This window comes from Kitasatospora sp. NPDC005751 (assembly GCF_040630835.1).
Taxonomy (GTDB): domain Bacteria; phylum Actinomycetota; class Actinomycetes; order Streptomycetales; family Streptomycetaceae; genus Kitasatospora.
Genome location: NZ_JBEXYC010000029.1, coordinates 14,418 through 30,696, shown reverse-complemented (window position 1 = coordinate 30,696; position 16,279 = coordinate 14,418). Strand labels below are relative to the sequence as shown.

Annotated in this window: 16 protein-coding genes and 1 riboswitch; of the genes, 9 read left to right on the top strand and 7 right to left on the bottom strand. The window is 73.7% G+C overall.

The features are described from left to right. Nucleotides 1-93: 93 nt before the first annotated feature. The 4 genes from ABZ497_RS23880 to ABZ497_RS23865 all read right to left on the bottom strand — a co-directional run bounded on the left by ABZ497_RS23880 (nt 94) and on the right by ABZ497_RS23865 (nt 7,585). Nucleotides 94-3,720 (bottom strand): SpoIIE family protein phosphatase, encoded by a 3,627-nt coding sequence (locus ABZ497_RS23880; protein WP_359808096.1) that lies wholly within the window; start codon nt 3,718-3,720, stop codon nt 94-96. Between the two features lie 240 nt (nt 3,721-3,960). After that, on the bottom strand, nt 3,961-5,145 hold the full coding sequence (locus ABZ497_RS23875; RefSeq protein ID WP_359808095.1) for a thiolase family protein: 1,185 nt from the start codon (nt 5,143-5,145) through the stop codon (nt 3,961-3,963). A 133-nt stretch (nt 5,146-5,278) separates the two neighbouring features. Next, nucleotides 5,279-6,352, bottom strand: a complete 1,074-nt coding sequence (locus ABZ497_RS23870) for a serine hydrolase domain-containing protein (protein ID WP_359808093.1) — start codon at nt 6,350-6,352, stop codon at nt 5,279-5,281. A 156-nt stretch (nt 6,353-6,508) separates the two neighbouring features. Next, complete coding sequence (locus ABZ497_RS23865) at nt 6,509-7,585, bottom strand: glycoside hydrolase family 19 protein (protein ID WP_359808091.1); 1,077 nt, start codon at nt 7,583-7,585, stop codon at nt 6,509-6,511. A 296-nt stretch (nt 7,586-7,881) separates the two neighbouring features. Between ABZ497_RS23865 and ABZ497_RS23860 the strand changes: the two genes are divergently transcribed. Next, entirely contained in the window at nt 7,882-8,655 is a 774-nt protein-coding gene (locus ABZ497_RS23860) for a GntR family transcriptional regulator (RefSeq protein WP_359808089.1), read from the top strand. Between the two features lie 120 nt (nt 8,656-8,775). Here the strand turns inward: ABZ497_RS23860 and ABZ497_RS23855 are convergent, their stop codons facing one another. After that, nucleotides 8,776-9,195 (bottom strand): HIT family protein, encoded by a 420-nt coding sequence (locus ABZ497_RS23855; protein ID WP_359808088.1) that lies wholly within the window; start codon nt 9,193-9,195, stop codon nt 8,776-8,778. Between the two features lie 157 nt (nt 9,196-9,352). Next, a complete protein-coding gene (locus ABZ497_RS23850; protein ID WP_359808086.1) occupies nt 9,353-10,048 on the bottom strand; it encodes an MSMEG_1061 family FMN-dependent PPOX-type flavoprotein in 696 nt (231 codons plus the stop codon). 134 nt (nt 10,049-10,182) lie between these two features. On the opposite strand from ABZ497_RS23850, the gene ABZ497_RS23845 reads away from it, so the two are divergent. Further along, nucleotides 10,183-10,488: an antibiotic biosynthesis monooxygenase family protein gene (locus ABZ497_RS23845; RefSeq protein ID WP_329486530.1), complete on the top strand. Its 306-nt coding sequence runs from the start codon at nt 10,183-10,185 to the stop codon at nt 10,486-10,488. 47 nt (nt 10,489-10,535) lie between these two features. Here ABZ497_RS23845 and ABZ497_RS23840 read toward each other — a convergent pair whose 3' ends face one another. Continuing rightward, nucleotides 10,536-10,784, bottom strand: coding sequence for an SCO4226 family nickel-binding protein (locus ABZ497_RS23840; RefSeq protein WP_329486529.1), 249 nt, complete (start codon nt 10,782-10,784; stop codon nt 10,536-10,538). 246 nt (nt 10,785-11,030) lie between these two features. Further along, nucleotides 11,031-11,158: riboswitch (FMN riboswitch) on the top strand. 192 nt (nt 11,159-11,350) lie between these two features. Between ABZ497_RS23840 and ABZ497_RS23835 the strand changes: the two genes are divergently transcribed. From ABZ497_RS23835 to ABZ497_RS23805, 7 genes are all read left to right on the top strand, one after another. Then, entirely contained in the window at nt 11,351-12,013 is a 663-nt protein-coding gene (locus ABZ497_RS23835) for a riboflavin synthase (RefSeq protein WP_329486528.1), read from the top strand. Then, entirely contained in the window at nt 12,010-12,657 is a 648-nt protein-coding gene (locus ABZ497_RS23830; protein ID WP_359808084.1) for a nicotinamide mononucleotide transporter family protein, read from the top strand. Before ABZ497_RS23835 ends, ABZ497_RS23830 begins: the two co-directional genes overlap by 4 nt. Next, nucleotides 12,654-13,913 carry a bifunctional 3,4-dihydroxy-2-butanone-4-phosphate synthase/GTP cyclohydrolase II gene (locus tag ABZ497_RS23825; protein ID WP_359808082.1) on the top strand — a complete coding sequence of 420 codons (1,260 nt, stop codon included), beginning with the start codon at nt 12,654-12,656 and terminating at the stop codon, nt 13,911-13,913. The genes ABZ497_RS23830 and ABZ497_RS23825 overlap by 4 nt, the downstream gene beginning before the upstream one ends. 37 nt (nt 13,914-13,950) lie before the next feature. Further along, on the top strand, nt 13,951-14,424 hold the full coding sequence (ribH, locus tag ABZ497_RS23820; RefSeq protein WP_329486525.1) for a 6,7-dimethyl-8-ribityllumazine synthase: 474 nt from the start codon (nt 13,951-13,953) through the stop codon (nt 14,422-14,424). A gap of 111 nt (nt 14,425-14,535) precedes the next feature. Beyond that, nucleotides 14,536-14,808 carry a phosphoribosyl-ATP diphosphatase gene (locus ABZ497_RS23815; RefSeq protein ID WP_030306151.1) on the top strand — a complete coding sequence of 91 codons (273 nt, stop codon included), beginning with the start codon at nt 14,536-14,538 and terminating at the stop codon, nt 14,806-14,808. A 50-nt stretch (nt 14,809-14,858) separates the two neighbouring features. Further along, entirely contained in the window at nt 14,859-15,707 is an 849-nt protein-coding gene (hisG, locus tag ABZ497_RS23810) for an ATP phosphoribosyltransferase (protein ID WP_329486523.1), read from the top strand. 136 nt (nt 15,708-15,843) lie between these two features. Then, nucleotides 15,844-16,278 (top strand): PH domain-containing protein, encoded by a 435-nt coding sequence (locus ABZ497_RS23805; RefSeq protein ID WP_329486522.1) that lies wholly within the window; start codon nt 15,844-15,846, stop codon nt 16,276-16,278. Nucleotide 16,279 lies beyond the last annotated feature (1 nt).

The window sequence follows — 16,279 nt, the reverse complement described above, 5'->3', positions numbered from 1 at the left end:
GCCCGGCCGCCGGGCGGGCCAACAACCCGGCGTGGGCGGCGACAAGGACCGGTTGTCGTACCAGGCCGGGGCGGGTGCGCGGCCGGGGAGGAGCTACCAGGGCCGGCTGCCCGGCGGCAGCTCCAGCTCGAACCAGACCACCTTGCCCTCCCGGGTGCGGCGGGTGCCCCAGCGGTGCGCGAGTTCGTTGACCAGGTGCATGCCGCGCCCGCCCTCGTCCTCCTCCTGGGCGCGGCGGATCCGCGGCGACTCGCTGTCCCGGTCGGCGACCTCCACGGTGAGCACCCGATTGTGGAACAGCCGCAGCTGGACGGGGGATCCGGCGTGCACCAGCGCGTTGGTGATCAGCTCGCTGGTGAGCAGTTCGGTCCAGTCGGCGAGCGCGCCCAGGCCCCAGCCGGTCAGTGTCTCCCGGGTGAAGCGGCGGGAGTGCGCGACCATCGCGTGGTCGTCGCTGAGCGAGAGGGTGGCGATCCGGTCGGTGCCGGTCGGCCGGGCCTGGGCCAGGATGATCGCGATGTCGTCCTCGCTGGTGCGGCCGGTGAGTTGGGCGAGCACGGCGTCGCAGGTCTGCTCCAGCGTGCGGTGCCGGTCGCCGACGGTCCGGCAGAGCAGGTCCAGGCCCTCGTCGAGGTCGCGGCCCCGGCGCTCGACCAGGCCGTCCGTGTAGAGCGCCAGGATGCCGTCCTCCGGGAGCGTGAACTCGATGCTCTCGAAGGGGACCCCGCCGACGCCGAGCGGTGCGCCCGGGGGCAGTTCGACCAGCTGGGCCCGGCCGTCGGCGTCGGCCACCACCGGCGGCAGGTGGCCCGCGCAGGCGGCGGTGCAGCGCCGGTCCACCGGGTCGTAGATCACGCAGACGCAGGTGGCGAACTGGCCCTCGCCGATCTCCGCGGTGGCCTCGTCGAGCCGGTGCATCACCCGTTCCGGGTCGAGGTCGAGGGTGATCAACGTCCGTGCCACGGTGCGCAGCTGGCCCATCGTGGCGGCGGCCCGGATGCCGTGGCCCATCACGTCGCCGACCACCAGCGCGACCCGGCCGGAGGAGAGCGGGACGATGTCGAACCAGTCGCCGCCGACCTCGCTGACCACGCTGCTGGGCAGGTAGCGGTAGGCGATCTCCAGCCCGATCGCGCGGTGGATCTCCTGCGGGAGCAGGCTGCGCTGCAGGGTGAGCGCGGTGTCCCGTTCGCGGCGGTAGAGCCGGGCGTTGTCCATCGCGAGCGCCGTCCGCGCGGCCAGCTCCTCGGCGAGGGCGCGGTCCGCCGGCCCGTACGGCACCGGGTTCCTGGTCCGCAGGAACTCCGCGCCGCCCAGCACCATCCCGCGGGCCAGCAGCGGCACCATCAGATAGGAGTGCACCCCGGCGTCCAGGCCCGGCTGCACCCGGTCCGGCGCGGCCACGATCCCGCGCAGCGCCGTCTCGTCCACCTCCGAGACCAGGATCGACCGGCCGGTGCGCAGGCTCTGCGCGTACACCTGGGCGGACTGCGAGGTGGCGCCCACCTGGTCGGCGGCGGCCGCCATGGTGCCGTCCGGGGCGGCCTCGCCGACGGCGACCGCCCGCATCAGGACGGAGCCGTCGTCCGGTACCGGGCTCGGGTCCTCGCCGCCGAGCACCGCGTCGCGCAGGTCGACGGTGACGAAGTCGGCGAACCGCGGGATCACCACCTCCACCAACTCCTCGGCGGTGCGGTGCAGATCGAGCGTGGTGCCGATCCGGGTGCTCGCCTCGTTGAGCAGGGAGAGCCGCTGCTGGGCCGCCCAGGCCTCGTCCAGGGCGCGCTGGCGGGCGGCGGCCGCGTCGCGCTCCCGGGTGAACAGCAGCGCGTTGTCGATCGAGACGGCCGCCCGGACCGCCAGCTCCCCGGCGAGCGCCAGGTCGTCGTCCTCGTAGGGTCGTTCGACCACCGTCCGGTAGAAGGCGGCGACGCCGACCGGCGAGCCGCGGGCGATCAGCGGCACCACCATGAACGAGAGGACGTTCTGCTCCCGCGCGGCCGCGGTGCGGACGGGGTCGTCGGCGAACCAGGCCATCCCCTCCTCGTCCATCCGCGGCACCAGCACCGGCTTGCGGTGGGCGAGGCTCCACGCGTACGGCGAGCCGGGCGCGAACCGCTGCACCCCGCCGGTGCGGTCGATCGGCTCCAGCGTCGAACCGTGCGCCGAGTGGAACGCCATCCGGCGCAGCACGGCGGAGCCGTCCGCCGGGGCGCGGACCTCGCGCTCACCGCGCACCAGGTCGTCCAGCACCTCCACCACCACGGTGTCGGCCAGCCGGGGCGTCGCGACCTCGGCCAGTTCCTTCGCGGTCTGCGCCAGGTCGAGGGTGGTGCCGATCCGCGCCGAGGCGACGTTGACCAGGGCCAGCCGTTCCTGCGCGGCCTTCGCCTCGCGCAGCGCCTGCTGGCGGGCGAGCACCGTCTGGTGCTGGCGCAGGTAGAGCCGGGCGTTGTCGATGGCGACGGCGGCCCGCGAGGCCAGCTCGTCACCGAGCGTGATGTCCGCCTCGGCGAACGCCTCCCGCTCGCCGCGCCGGGAGTACACGACCATGCCGAGCGTGGTGCCGCGCGCCACCAGCGGGGTGATCCGCACCGAGCGGGGCCGGTCGCCGAGGTAGGCCTGCCGGCGGCTCTCGGTGATCGCCGAACTCAGCGGCGGCAGCTCCCAGGACGGCGTCACCACCGTCCGCCCGGTCGCCAGCGCCCTCCCGTACGGGGAGTCCGGCGACAGCTCGTACACCGAGTCCACCGGCAGTGCCTCGGCGGGGTAGAGCGGGTCGGTGGTGGCGAGCGCCAGCCGGCGGACCAGGTGCGGGACGGACGGGTCGAGCGGCTCCACGGTGCGCCCGGCGACCAGGGCCTCCAGCGCGAACACGCCGCTGATGTCGGCGACCCTGGGCACCATCGCGTCGGCCAGCTCCCGGGCGGTCTGCCGCAGGTCGAGGGTGGTGCCGATGGAGGCGGTGGCGTCGACGAGCAGCGCCAGCCGCTCCTGGGCACGGGCGGCCCGGGCGTCCGCGCGGAACCGTTCGGTGATGTCGATGAGCGTCGAGCTGACCCCGAGGACCTCGCCGCCCGGGTCCTCCAGCCGGAAGTAGGAGGCCGACCAGGCGTGGTCGTGCGTCGGGTCGCCGGGGGTGCGGCCGTGCGAGCGGGCGTCCACGACCGGATCGCCGCTCTCCAGCACCTGCCGCATCACCTCCTCGCTCTCGGCGCCGTTGATGCCGGGCAGCAGTTCGGTGAGGCGGTGGCCCAGGTGCGCCTCGACGGGCAGGCCGTTGACCCGGGCCAGTGCGTCGTTCAGCCGGACGAAGGCCAGCCGGCTGTCGTACACCGCCATGCCGACGGGGGACTGCGTGAAGAACCCGTCCAGGACGGCGAGGTCCGCCTGGATCCGGCGCAGCGTCGTGACGTCGGACGCGACGGCCAGCACCAGCGGACTGCCGCCGGGGCCGGAGATCGGGTGGGTGCGGAACTCCAGGTTCACGTAGTGGCCGTCCCGGTGCCGGACCGGGAAGACGCCCGACCAGCCGCGCCCGTCGACGATCTCCTGGAAGAGCTCCAGGACCTCGGGCCGCTGGTCGTCGGTGGCCAGCAGCTGTGCGGCCAGCGAGCCGATCGCCTCCTCGGCGCTGTAACCGAGCAGCGCCTCGGCGTCATTGCTCCAGTGCAGGATCCGCCCGTCCGCCTCGATCAGGGCGGTCGCGATCGGGACCATCAGCAGGGCGTCCTGACGCGACCCCCCGGCGCCCGGTCGCCCCGGGCGCGGCCCCTCGGAGCCGCCGGTATCACGTTGCTCGTTCACCATGGCCAGAGAACCGCCCGGAGATCGTTTCTGCCAGCCCTGCCATCTTCCCACGGCCCCCGCACCCCCGCCCCGCGCACTCCGCCGGGGCACCGCCGCCCGCCCCGAGCCGCCCGCCCCGTGGCCCTCCGCCACCGCGGTCGGTCCAGCGGGTCAGTCCAGTGCCTCCAGGACGGTGGCGTTGGCCAGGCCGCCCGCCTCGCACATGGTCTGCAGGGCGTAGCGCGCGCCGCGCCGGCGCATCGCGTGCACCAGGGTGGTCATCAGCCGGGTGCCGCTCGCCCCGAGCGGGTGGCCGAGCGCGATCGCGCCGCCGTTCACGTTGACCTTGGCCGGGTCGACCCCGGTCTCCTGGAGCCAGGCCAGCACCACCGAGGCGAACGCCTCGTTCACCTCGAACAGGTCGATGTCCGCCGGCGAGAGCCCGGACCGCCGCAGCACCTTCTCGGTGGCGGGGAGCACGCCGGTGAGCATCAGCAGCGGGTCCGAACCGGTCACCGCGAAGGAGTGCAGCCGGGCCAGCGGGCGCAGGCCCAGCCGGGCGGCCGTCTCGCTGCTGGTGATCAGCACCGCCGAGGCGCCGTCGTTGATCGGGCTGCTGTTGCCGGGCGTCACCGACCACTGGATCTGCGGGTACCGCTCGGCCATGGCGGGGTCGGTGAAGGAGGGCCGCAGTCCGGCGAGCACCTCGGGTGTGCTGCCCGGACGCACCGACTCGTCCCTCGTGACGATCCCCGTGGGCGTCGGCACCGGGGCCAACTCCGCCTCGAACCAGCCGGCGGCGTGAGCGTGCGCGGCCTTGGCGTGCGAGTCGAGGGCGAAGGCGTCCATCGCCTCCCGGGTGACGGACCACTTGGCGGCGATCAGCTCGGCGCTGACGCCCTGCGGGATCAGCCCACCGGGGTAGCGGGCGTTGATCGCGGCGCTGAACGGGTCCGCGCCGGGCGGCACGTTGGACCACATCGGCACCCGGCTCATCGACTCGACGCCGCAGGCCACCACCAGGTCGTACGCGCCCGCGATCACGCCCTGGGCGGCGAAGTGGACGGCCTGCTGGGAGGAGCCGCACTGCCGGTCCACGGTGGTCGCCGGGACGGACTCCGGCAGGCCGGCCGCCAGCCAGGCGTAGCGGGTGGTGTTCATGGCCTGCTCGCCGACCTGGTCGACGCAGCCGCCGATCACGTCGTCGACCAGGGCCGCGTCGATCCCGCTGCGTCCGACCAGGGTCCGGAGGGTGTGCGCGAGCAGTTCCACCGGGTGGACGGCGGAGAGCGCGCCCCCCGGTTTGCCCTTGCCGATGGGGGTGCGGACAGCTTCGACGATTACGGCGTCACGCATGACGGCCGCCTTCCTCTGCGCGGGGCTCCGGGCGGTCGGGCCCGGGGCACGAGGGTAGTTGGATTTCCGAACCCACTATAGGGGAGTGGGTTTGGAAATCCAACCGTCGAACCTCATCCGTCCTCGGGTCCGGTCAGGCGGCGGCCTCCGGGCAACGGCTCTGCAGGCTCCGCAGCAGGGCTATGCCGCCCGGATCGACCGAGCGGCGGGTGTTGGCCAGGGCGATCACGCCCACCTGCTTCTCGGGGTCGAAGGCGACGAAGGAGCGGAAGCCGCCCGTCCCGCCGTTGTGCCAGACCTGCAGGTGGCCGCCCTGGCGGGGGTGCAGCCGGTGGCCGAGCCAGCCGAGGTGCACCCAGGCGAACGGGTTGACCCGGTGCTCCACCTCCCGGGTGAGGGCGATCGCCGGCGCCAGGGGCTCGCCGCCGTCCGTGCCGCAGGCCAGCTGGGCCCGGAGCAGTACCGCCAGGTCGGCGGCGGTCGAGCGGAGCCCGCCGGCGCCGGCGAGGTCGGCCAGCTGCCAGCCGGGCACCGGTCGGCGCCCGGGCGTGTGGCCCTGGGCGAGCCGGCCGGCCCGCTCCCCGTCGACGCGGATCACCGTGTCGGTGAGCCCGAGCGGTTCGCAGACCTCCCGGGTCACCAGCTCCTCGTACCCGGTGCCGGCCCGGTGGGCCAGCGCCAGGCCGAGCAGCCCGGCGCCGAGGTTGGAGTAGCGGAAGCCCCGCCCGGGAGCGGCCCGTGGTCTGGTCCGGGCGAGCCCGGTGAGCAGCATGTCGGAGGTGCAGTCGCGGTACGGGTCCGGCTTGTTCGGGCGGAGCAGTGCGGGCAGCAGCATCCCGGCGGGCAGCCGGGGCAGGCCGGAGGTGTGGGTGGCGAGGTGCCGCAGCGCGATCGGCCTGCCGCGCCTGGCCGGCACGCTCACCCCGGCCGGCAGGGCGCCCGCCAGGACGTCCGCCAGCGGTTCGTCGAGCGCCGTCGAGCCGTCGAGCGCCATTCGGGCCAGCGCGAGCGAGGTGAACACCTTGGTCACCGAACCGATTTCGAAGACCGTCCGCGGGCCGGGCACGTCACCGGGCCGGCCGGCGGCGGTGCTCCCGGCGCCCCGGATCTCCACCGCGCCGCCGGCCAGGCCGGCGACCACCACGCCGACCTGCTGGGTCGCGAGCCGGTCGGCGGTCTGTTGGACAAGGCTGCCAAGGTCGTTCATGGCTTCGAGCCTAGGTGTCCGGCGGAGCCCGGTCGTCCGCCCGGACGACGATTCCCGCCCCCGCCGGTCCTCCGTCAGGAGTACGCCCCGCCGCTCCCCCTGATGTGCGGGGAGAGCGGCGGGGCGTAGCGGGGCGGAGTCGCCCCTGGCGCGGCGTCAGCAGCCCAGGTTCGGGCCCGGGACGGTGCCGAGGATCTGGGTGAAGGACTGGTAGGCGTTGATCCGGCTCTGCACCTGCGCCGGGTTGCCGCCGTTGCACTCCAGCGAGCCGTTGATGCTGCGGATCGTCTCGCCGAAGCCGGCCCCGTTGACCATGGCGTTGTGCGGGGTCATGGTGCCCGGGCCGGTCTGGGTGTTCCAGTACCAGAGGGCGGTCTTCCAGGCCACCGCCGGGTCGGTCTGCACCAGGCCGGGGTTGTGCAGCAGGTCGATGCCCAGGGCGTCGCCGGCGGCCTTGTAGTTGAAGTTCCAGCTCAGCTGGATCGGACCGCGCCCGTAGTACGCGGCCTGCCCGGCCGGGCACCCGTACGGCTGCGAGCTGTCGCAGTAGTGGGGGTAGTTGGCCGTGTTCTGCTCGACCACGTAGACCAGCCCGCCGGTCTCGTGGTTCACGTTGGCGAGGAAGGCCGCGGCCTCCTGCTTGCGGACGGTGTCGCCGCCGGTGTTCGCGAAGGCCGGGTAGGCACTGAGCGCGTCGAGCAGCCCCTGGTAGGTGTAGAAGGAGTTCCGGTTCGGGAACATCTGGTTGAACTGCGCCTGGCTGACCGGGAACCCGCCGGGGTTCGGGGTGGTGGGGGTGGTCGGGCCGCAGCTGTACGGCTCCCAGTACCAGGTGCTGACCACCGGGTCGTAGCCCGGGTTGTCGTGGGTGGCCCGGTAGTACCCGCCGTTGGTGTAGCGGACGATCGCGCCGGTGGTGTACGCGCGTCCGGCGACCCAGTCCGGGTAGACGCAGCCGCCGGGGGTCGGCGTCGGGTCGGTCGAGCCGCCGCAGGAGCCCTGGTCGGCCCAGACGCCGGTGCCGGCGGTGCTCGGGGTCTCGTTCTGGGTCCACCACTTGGCGGACCAGTTGTGCCCGTTGTAGGAGACGGCCGCGCCGCCGGTGTACGCGGTGGACGCGTTCCACGGCGTGGCGCAGGCGGCCGCGTTGGCCGCCGAGGCGGGCAGCAGCAGGAACACGGCCAGCGCCGTGACCAGCGCGGACAGCAGTGCGAGCAGGCGTTTCGTTGACACTTGATCACCCCTTGTGCGGTGGGGGCCGCACGGTCGTGGAGGGAGGTGGGTCGTGACAGGGAGCGCGCGGCCCCGCGGTGTGCGGCGCGTCGTGGGGGACGGGCCGCCCGAGGTGCGGCCGACCGGGATGCGGCCGGGCGAGGTGCGGGCCGGCCGGGGGTGCGGGCCGGTGCGGGCCGTGCGGGGTTAACCCCAGACTCAAGCGGAATGGTCTATACCTGTCAAGGGCATGACGGGGGTTCGGGGCGAATTCGGCCGGAACCGGACGGTGCCGCGGAGTCTGCGAGGATGGCGCCATGGAAGAGACTTCCGGGCCGGCCGCCCCGGCCGGTCCCGGCGCGCCGATCAGGTCGGGCATCCCCGACCACGGTCGGGTGCCCAAGTACTACGCCGTCAAGGGCCAGCTGGAGGAGTTGCTGGACGAGCTCGGCGAGGGCGGTGTGCTGCCGACCGAGCGCGATCTCGCGGCCCGCTTCGAGGTGGCCCGGGAGACCCTCCGCCAGGCACTGCGCGATCTGCTGATCCAGGGCCGGGTCCGCCGCCGCGGCCGCAGCACCGTGGTCGCCGGGCCGAAGCTGGAGCAGCCGCTCTCGCTGGCCAGCTACACCGAGGGCGTCCGCCGCCAGGGGCGACTGCCCGGCCGCAACCTGATCGGGCTGGAGCGGTTCGCCGCCGATCCGCTGCTCGCCGGGCAACTGGCCATCGCGGTGGGCGAGCGGGTCTGGCACCTGGAGCGGGTACTGCTCGCGGACGGCGAGCGGGTCGGCCTGGAGAGCACCTACCTGGCGGTGGCCCGGGTGCCCGCGCTGGACCGGGAGTTCGACCCCGGCGCGTCCTTCTACGCCTTCCTCCGGGAGAAGGCCGGCATCGAGTTCGGCGGGGCCGACGAGCGGATCGAGACGGTGCTCGCCTCCCCGCGCGAGGCGCTGCTGATCGGCACCCCGCCCGCCCTGCCGATGCTGCTGCTCCACCGGCTCACCAGGGACGCGGACGGCGTGCCGCTGGAGCGGGTCCGCTCGCTCTACCGGGGCGACCGGTTCAGCTTCACCACCCGGCTGGAAGCCGGCTGACGCCCGGTCCGGCGCCGGACACCTCGCACCCGGACACCTCGCACCCGGACACCTCGCACCCGGCCGCGCCGCGCCGGGGACCCCGGACGGCCCGGCGGACCCGACGCCCGGGCCGTCCGGCTACCCGGGCGCGGCGAGCGCGGCCCGCAGCCGCTCGGCGACCGCCGCCGCGGCCGCCTCGTCCGGGTACTTCCCCCGTGGCCAGAAGAAGCCGCGCAACCCGTCCTTCGGATTGCGCGGCACGACGTGCACGTGCAGGTGCGGCACCGACTGGCTGATCCGGTTGTTCGCCGCGACGAAGCTGCCCGCCGCCCCCAGCCCCGCCTCCACGGCGGCGGCCACCCGCCGCACCCGCAGGAAGAACGGCCCCACCTCCGCCGCCGGCAGGTCCGCCAGCGTGCGGTGGTGGGCGCGCGGCACGACCAGGACGTGGCCGGGGAAGAGCGGACGCCGGTCCAGGAAGGCCACCGCCGCCTCGTCGTCCAGCACCCGGTGGGCCGGCTCCTCGCCCGCCACCACCGCACAGAAGACGCAGTCCATCCGTCCATTCAAGCCACCACCCGCCGACCCGGCACGCCCGCGGACCACGCATCCGCGCCGCTTCACCCGTCCGGCCGCCGACGCGAGCCACGGCCTGAGCCCGGCACGAGTGGGCGGGCCGGCGCCGCGCGGTGCGGGGCCGCCCGGCGCGGACCGCCTACGCGTACCGGTGGAGCAGCGACTCCCGCTCGGTCTCCTCGATCATCTCGATGGTCAGGCCGGGATCGCGCAGGTGGGACAGGGTGACCTCGGCGGAGCTGGGCTGCTCGTCCTGGCCGAGCCAGTTCTCCGGCTTCCAGGCCGAGCCGCGCAGGAACGCCTTCGGGCAGTGCGCGTACACCTCCTCGACCGCCACCACGACGGCGCTGCGCGGCGGCTTGCCGACCGCCGTCAGCTGCTCCAGCAGCCGCGGGTCGGTGGAGACGCAGGCGCGCCCGTTGACCCGGAGCGTGGTGTCCCGGCCCGGCACCACGAAGAGCAGCCCGACCCGGCCGGTCTCGATGATGTTGTGCAGGGTGTCCAGCCGCTTGTTCCCGGTGGCATCGGGGATGGCCAGGGTGTGCTCGTCCAGCACCGACACCAGCCCGGGCGGCCCGCCGCGCGGCGAGACGTCGCACCGTCCGGCCGCGTCCGCGCTCGCCACCAGGACCAGCGAGGAGCAGGCGATCAACTGCCGCGCCGGCTCGTGGATGTGGTCCACCTGCTTGCGCCGCGCGTGGTCGCCGGGCTGCTCGTAGACCTCCCGGAGGTCCGCCGCGGTGCGCAGCGCGTGGGCGCCGAGGGCGGCGAACAGGCTCTCCGGCGCCTCGGGCGGGGTGCTGGACGGAACGGCGGTCTCCGGTGTGGTGGTCATACCGGGAATCTAGCGAAGCTCGTCCGGCGGCCGGCGGCCGGCGCCCTGGTCCTGTCCGGGGAGCCACCGGACCCTCCCCACCAGCGGCTCCGCGCCGATAATGGGGCCAAGGACTTTCGCGGGAGGTGGTGGACGTGATCGTCAGGATTTGGGCCGGGCAGGTCATGGCCGGACACGTCGAGGAGTTCTGCGCGGTGCTCGCCACGCAGGTGATCCCCCAGCTCGGCCGGACCGACGGCTGTCTGGGCGGCGAACTGCTGCGCTCGGTGACGGAGGACGGCCACCGGGTGCTGGTGCTCAGCCGGTGGCGCGACGAGGAGGCGCTGCGCGGGTACGCGGGGCCGATGTGGCGGATCCGGCCGGTCTGGTCGGAGGGCGAGCTGCGCTACCTCGCCCACCCGCCCGAGGTCAGCCACTTCACCCTGGTACCGGCCACCTGAAACGCCGCCCCGCCCCGGAGCGCAGGTGACCGGCCGGGCGAGGGCCGTCAGACCACGAGCGGCACCGGGTGGATCTCGTCCGCCGGGTGGCCGGTGCGCTCGTGGACGCGCTGCACGGCCTCCTTCGACGGCGCCTCGGAGAGGCAGTAGACGGTGCCGGACTCCGGGTCGGCCCAGGCCTGCTCGAACTGCACGCCCTCGTTCTCCTGGACCGCCAGGTCCGCCTGGTGGGCCATCCGCAGTTCCTCGCCGGTGATTCCGGTCATGCCGTGGTGGACGTCCATGAACTTGGCCATCGTCCTCGCACCTCCAGGAGTCCCGGCCGGTCGGCGCCGACCGTGTACCACCAGCCTGCGCCCGTCGCACCCCGGGCCGCCACCGGAGGCGGCCCGGCCGGCCCGGCACCCCTACGCGGGCCGCCCCACCGGGCCCGCGCCGCCCCGCGCATTCCCGCCGCCCGCGTGAAACAGACCACAGCGGAAGCCTCTCCCTGGGCCTGCGCGGGCCATGGCACAATGACGTCAGTAGTAGCAGTGACGTTCAGCGCACTCCGGGGTCGGTGAAAATCCGAACCGGCGGTTACAGTCCGCGACCCGTCCGCAGCCAGCGGCCGGTTGACCAGGTGAAATTCCTGGACCGACGGTTAAAGTCCGGATGGGAGGCGTGCGCGGCGGACGATGAGCAGTACCCGTGGTCCCCCGGTGGACCGCGGGCAGGTGTGCGACGGGAGAGCTCTCTCTCCCGGCGGTTGCGCGACAGCCCGGCGACGGGTCCTGTCCGGTGGCCCGCGCACCCGTGCCCGTCCGTGTCCTCTCCCATGCCCGCCCCGGAGTCCGCGCCCCCAAGCGCGAGGAGAACCCGGGTGTTCACCGGCATCATCGAAGAGCTCGGCGAGGTCGTGTCGATCGAGGAGATCGGCGACTCCTCGCGAATCCGCCTGCGCGGACCGGTGGTCTGTCAGGACGCGCACCACGGCGACTCCATCGCGGTCAACGGCGTCTGCCTGACCGTCGTCGACACTCCCGAGGAACTGGCCGGCCGGTCCGGTGAGTTCAGCGCCGATGTGATGGCCGAGACGCTCCACCGCTCCAGTCTGGGCGAGCTCGCCCCCGGCTCCCGGGTCAACCTGGAACGCGCGATGGCCCTCGGCGCACGGCTCGGCGGGCACCTCGTCCAGGGCCATGTCGACGCCACCGGCGCCCTGTTGGGCCGCGAGCCCGGTGAGCGCGACGCCGACGGCAAGCTCCGCTGGGAGGTGCTGCGCTTCTCGCTGCCCGCCACCATCTCCCGCTACCTGGTGGAGAAGGGCTCGATCACCGTGGACGGCGTCAGCCTGACCGTGGTCGAGGCCGCCCGCGACAGCTTCACCGTCAGCCTCATCCCGGCCACCCTCGCGCTGACCACGCTCGGCACCAAGGCCGTCGGCGAGAGCGTCAACCTGGAGGTCGACGTCCTCGCCAAGTACGTGGAGCGGCTGCTCGACTCCCGCACCCTGCCCTCGACGATCACCGGAGAAGCCCAGTGAACTGGCTGAGCGGAGAAGCGTTCACCGTCTTCGGTGAGCACGTGAAGTGGGCCGACATGATCGGCAACCTGCTCGGCCTGGGCGGCCTCGCGCTCGGCTGGCGCCGCTCGGTGTGGAGCTGGCCGGTGCAGCTGCTCTCCGGCGCCGTGCTGATCACGGCCTACCTGAACGGCCACGTCCCCGGCCTGATCGGCAAGCAGCTGATCGTGGTCGCCACGGCCGCCTGGGGCTGGACGCAGTGGCGGCGCGGCCGCCGCGGGGCGGACGGCATCGCCGTCCGGTTCGCGAGCTGGCCCGAGCGGGCCGCCCTGGTGGCCGGCACCGCGCTCGGCACCGGTGCGCTGGCCTGGCTCTTCCTGGCCAACCCCAGCCTCTCCTGGAGCCCCTGGTCGGACGCCTACATCTTCGTCGGCACGCTGGCGGCGATGGTCGCCCAGGCCCGCGGCTGGGTGGAGTTCTGGTTCGCCTGGATCGCCGTCGACGTGGTCGGCGTCCCGCTCGCCTTCAACAGCGGCTACTCCTTCTCCGGCCTCACCTACTCGATCTACTTCGTCCTGGTACTGCTCGGCCTGCGTTCCTGGTGGCTGAGCACCCGTGAGCCGCGCACCGCGTCCGCCACCGTCCCGCAGGGAGCCACGGCATGACCGCCAACCAGACCGCCGACCTCGACCTCGCGCTCGACCCGGTCGAGCGGGCCGTCGCCGACATCGCGCTCGGCCGAGCCGTGATCGTGGTCGACGACGAGGACCGCGAGAACGAGGGCGACATCGTCTTCGCCGCCTCCGCCGCCACCCCCGAGCTGATGGCCTTCACCATCCGCTACAGCTCCGGCGTGATCTGCGTCCCGATGACCGGCCCGGAGCTGGACCGGCTCAAGCTGCCCCCGATGACCCAGGTCAACGAGGACCGCAAGGGCACCGCCTACGCCGTCTCGGTCGACGCCCGCGACGGGGTCGACACCGGCATCTCGGCCGCCGACCGCGCCCGGACCGTCCGGCTGCTCTCCTCCACCGGGACGGAGCCCGGCGACCTCACCCGCCCCGGGCACGTCTTCCCGCTGCGGGCCGTCGAGGGCGGCGTGCTCGTGCGCCCCGGCCACACCGAGGCCGCCGTCGACCTGGCCCGGCTGGCCGGGCTGGCACCGGCCGGCGCCATCGCCGAGGTGGTCAACGACGACGGCACGATGGCCCGGCTGCCCGAGCTGGTCGCCTTCGCCCGCGAGCACGGCCTGGCGATCATCTCCATCGAGGACCTGATCGCCTACCGCCGCCGCACCGAGCTCCACGTGGACCGGGCCGCCGTCACCGCGCTGCCCACCGCGTACGGGGAGTTCACCGCCGTCGGCTACCGCGGCACCATCGACGGCGTCGAGCACCTCGCCCTGGTGGCCGGCGGCCTGGACGCCGACGGCCGCCTCCCCGACGGCGAGGACGTGCTGGTGCGGGTCCACTCCGAGTGCCTCACCGGTGACGTGTTCGGCTCGCTGCGCTGCGACTGCGGCCCGCAGCTGGAGGCCTCGCTGCGCAGGGTGACCGAGGCCGGCCGGGGCGTCGTCCTCTACCTGCGCGGCCACGAGGGCCGGGGCATCGGCCTCGCCCACAAGCTGCGCGCCTACGAGCTCCAGGAGCAGGGCCGCGACACCGTCGACGCCAACCTGGACCTCGGCCTGCCCGCCGACGCCCGCGACTACAGCATCGGCGCCCAGATGCTCGGCGACCTCGGCGTCCGCTCGCTCACCCTGCTCACCAACAACCCCGAGAAGCTCGCCGCGCTCACCGAGCACGGCCTGAAGGTCAAGGGCCGCGAGCCGGTCGAGACCCCGGCGGGCGAGCACAACCTGCGCTACCTGCGGACCAAGCGCGACCGGCTGGGCCACGACCTGCCCGGTCTCGGCTCCTGAAGCACCCCCGTCACGACCCCCGAAAGAGGAACAGCACATGAGCGGCCACGGAGCCCCCGAGCTGACCATCGACAACGCCGCCGGCCTCAAGGTCGCCGTGATCGCGGCCCAGTGGCACGAGCAGGTGATGAACGGCCTGCTCGACGGCGCCCACCGCGCCCTCAAGGAGCTCGGCATCGACGAGCCGACCGTGCTGCGGGTGCCCGGCACCTTCGAACTGCCGGTCGCCGCCAAGCGCCTCGCCGACCGCGGCTACGACGCGGTGATCGCGCTCGGCGTGGTCATCCGCGGCGGCACCCCGCACTTCGACTACGTCTGCCAGGCCGCCACCGCCGGCCTCACCCAGGTCAGCGTCGACACCGGCGTCCCGATCGGCTTCGGCGTCCTGACCTGCGACAACGAGCAGCAGGCGGTGGACCGCGCGGGCCTGCCGGGCTCCTCCGAGGACAAGGGGCACGAGGCCGTCACGGCGGCCGTCGCCACCGCCGCCGTCCTCAAGTCGCTCGCCTGACGCGCCGCACCGGCCGACGGCACGGTCCCGGACCGTGGACGTCCACCGGACTGTCCACGGTCCGGGACCGTTTACCGCCTGTAAGCCCGCACGCCGTAAGGTGAGTCCATCATGGCTTCGAAGACATTCGAGGAGCTCTTCACCGAGCTCCAGCAGAAGGCCGCCACCGGCGACCCCTCGTCCTCCCGTACCGCGCAGCTCGTCCAGCAGGGCGTCCATGCGATCGGCAAGAAGGTCGTCGAGGAGGCCGCCGAGGTCTGGATGGCCGCCGAGTTCCAGTCGGACGAGCAGACCGCCGAGGAGATCTCCCAGCTCCTGTACCACCTTCAGGTGATGATGGTCGCCCGTGGGCTGACGCTCGACGACGTCTACAAGTACCTCTGAACCGGTCCGAACAGCACACCCCACCCCCACCAGGTAAGGAACCGACTTCCATGCTGCGCATCGCCGTCCCCAACAAGGGTTCGCTCTCGGGTCCCGCGGCGGAGATGCTCCATGAGGCCGGCTACCGCCAGCGCAAGGACCCCAAGGAGCTCGTGCTCGTCGACCCGAACAACGAGGTCGAGTTCTTCTTCCTGCGCCCGCGCGACATCGCGGTGTACGTCGGCTCCGGCCGGCTGGACGTCGGCATCACCGGCCGCGACCTGCTGCTGGACTCGCACTCCAACGCCGAGGAGGTGCTGGCCCTCGGGTTCGGCGGCTCCACCTTCCGCTTCGCCCGCCCGGAGGGCGTGGACGTGAAGGACGTGCAGGGCCTGGAGGGGCTGCGGATCGCCACCTCGTACACCGGTCTGGTCGAGCAGCACCTGGCCGACCACGGGGTCAAGGCCACCGTGACCAAGCTGGACGGCGCGGTCGAGACCGCGGTGCAGCTGGGCGTGGCCGATGTGATCGCCGACGTGGTGGAGACCGGCACCAGCCTGCGCAACGCCGGGCTGGAGGTCTTCGGCGAGCCGATCCTGGTCTCGGACGCCGTGGTGATCCGCCCGAAGGGCGCGGGGGAGGACGCGGGCGTCGACCAGTTCCTGCGCCGCCTCCAGGGCGTGCTGGTGGCCCGTCGCTACGTGCTGATGGACTACGACATCCGCGCCGAGAACGTGGGCGCCGCCGTCGCGCTGACCCCCGGCCTGGAGTCGCCGACCGTCTCCCCGCTGCACACCGAGGGCTGGGTGGCCGTCCGTTCGATGGTGCTCCGCAAGGAGGCCCAGCGGATCATGGACGACCTCTGGGGCATCGGCGCCCGGGCCATCCTGGTGACCAACATCCACGCCTGCCGCCTCTGACACCCCCGCGCGTGAAGCAGCGGAGTTAAACAGCGGTTCAATGGGGCGGGGGCGCCGGTCGGCGCCCCCGCCCTTTCGTCGACGGCCGGCACCCGGCCGCCGGTGCCGCCCCGCCTGGACCCCCCGGAGACCGCACGTGACCAGCCCCGCCGAGTTCCCCGTCACCTGGGCCCCGCGCCGCACCCGGGCCGTGCTGCTGCCGGTCTGCGTGCTGCTGGTCGTGATGTTCGTCGCGATCGCCCTCGCGCTCCCGGCGAGCTGGCAGTTCAACGACCGGCTCATGATGGTGCTCAGCGGCGTGCTGTTCGCCGGCGTCGGCCTGATGCTGGCCCGGCCCCGGGTGAGCGCCGACACCGAGGGCATCACCGTGGTGAACTTCGTCCGCCGCCGCCGGCTGGCCTGGGCCGAGATCGTCCGGGTCAACTTCCGCCAGGGGGACCCGTGGGCGACCCTCGACCTGGCCGACGGCACCTCGCTGGCCGTGGTCGGCATCCAGTCCGGGCTCGGCAAGGCGCAGGCGATCGCGGACGCCCGGGCGCTGCGCGACCTGGTCGAGCGCCGCGGCCGCTGAT

Coding starts and splice junctions, on each gene's coding strand:
- ABZ497_RS23880 (WP_359808096.1), bottom strand. CDS start 3,720: ATGGTCCCGATCGCGACCGCCCTGATCGAGGCGGACGGGCGGATCCTG.
- ABZ497_RS23875 (WP_359808095.1), bottom strand. CDS start 5,145: ATGCGTGACGCCGTAATCGTCGAAGCTGTCCGCACCCCCATCGGCAAG.
- ABZ497_RS23870 (WP_359808093.1), bottom strand. CDS start 6,352: ATGAACGACCTTGGCAGCCTTGTCCAACAGACCGCCGACCGGCTCGCG.
- ABZ497_RS23860 (WP_359808089.1), top strand. CDS start 7,882: ATGGAAGAGACTTCCGGGCCGGCCGCCCCGGCCGGTCCCGGCGCGCCG.
- ABZ497_RS23855 (WP_359808088.1), bottom strand. CDS start 9,195: ATGGACTGCGTCTTCTGTGCGGTGGTGGCGGGCGAGGAGCCGGCCCAC.
- ABZ497_RS23850 (WP_359808086.1), bottom strand. CDS start 10,048: ATGACCACCACACCGGAGACCGCCGTTCCGTCCAGCACCCCGCCCGAG.
- ABZ497_RS23840 (WP_329486529.1), bottom strand. CDS start 10,784: ATGGCCAAGTTCATGGACGTCCACCACGGCATGACCGGAATCACCGGC.
- ABZ497_RS23825 (WP_359808082.1), top strand. CDS start 12,654: ATGACCGCCAACCAGACCGCCGACCTCGACCTCGCGCTCGACCCGGTC.
- ribH (WP_329486525.1), top strand. CDS start 13,951: ATGAGCGGCCACGGAGCCCCCGAGCTGACCATCGACAACGCCGCCGGC.
- ABZ497_RS23815 (WP_030306151.1), top strand. CDS start 14,536: ATGGCTTCGAAGACATTCGAGGAGCTCTTCACCGAGCTCCAGCAGAAG.
- hisG (WP_329486523.1), top strand. CDS start 14,859: ATGCTGCGCATCGCCGTCCCCAACAAGGGTTCGCTCTCGGGTCCCGCG.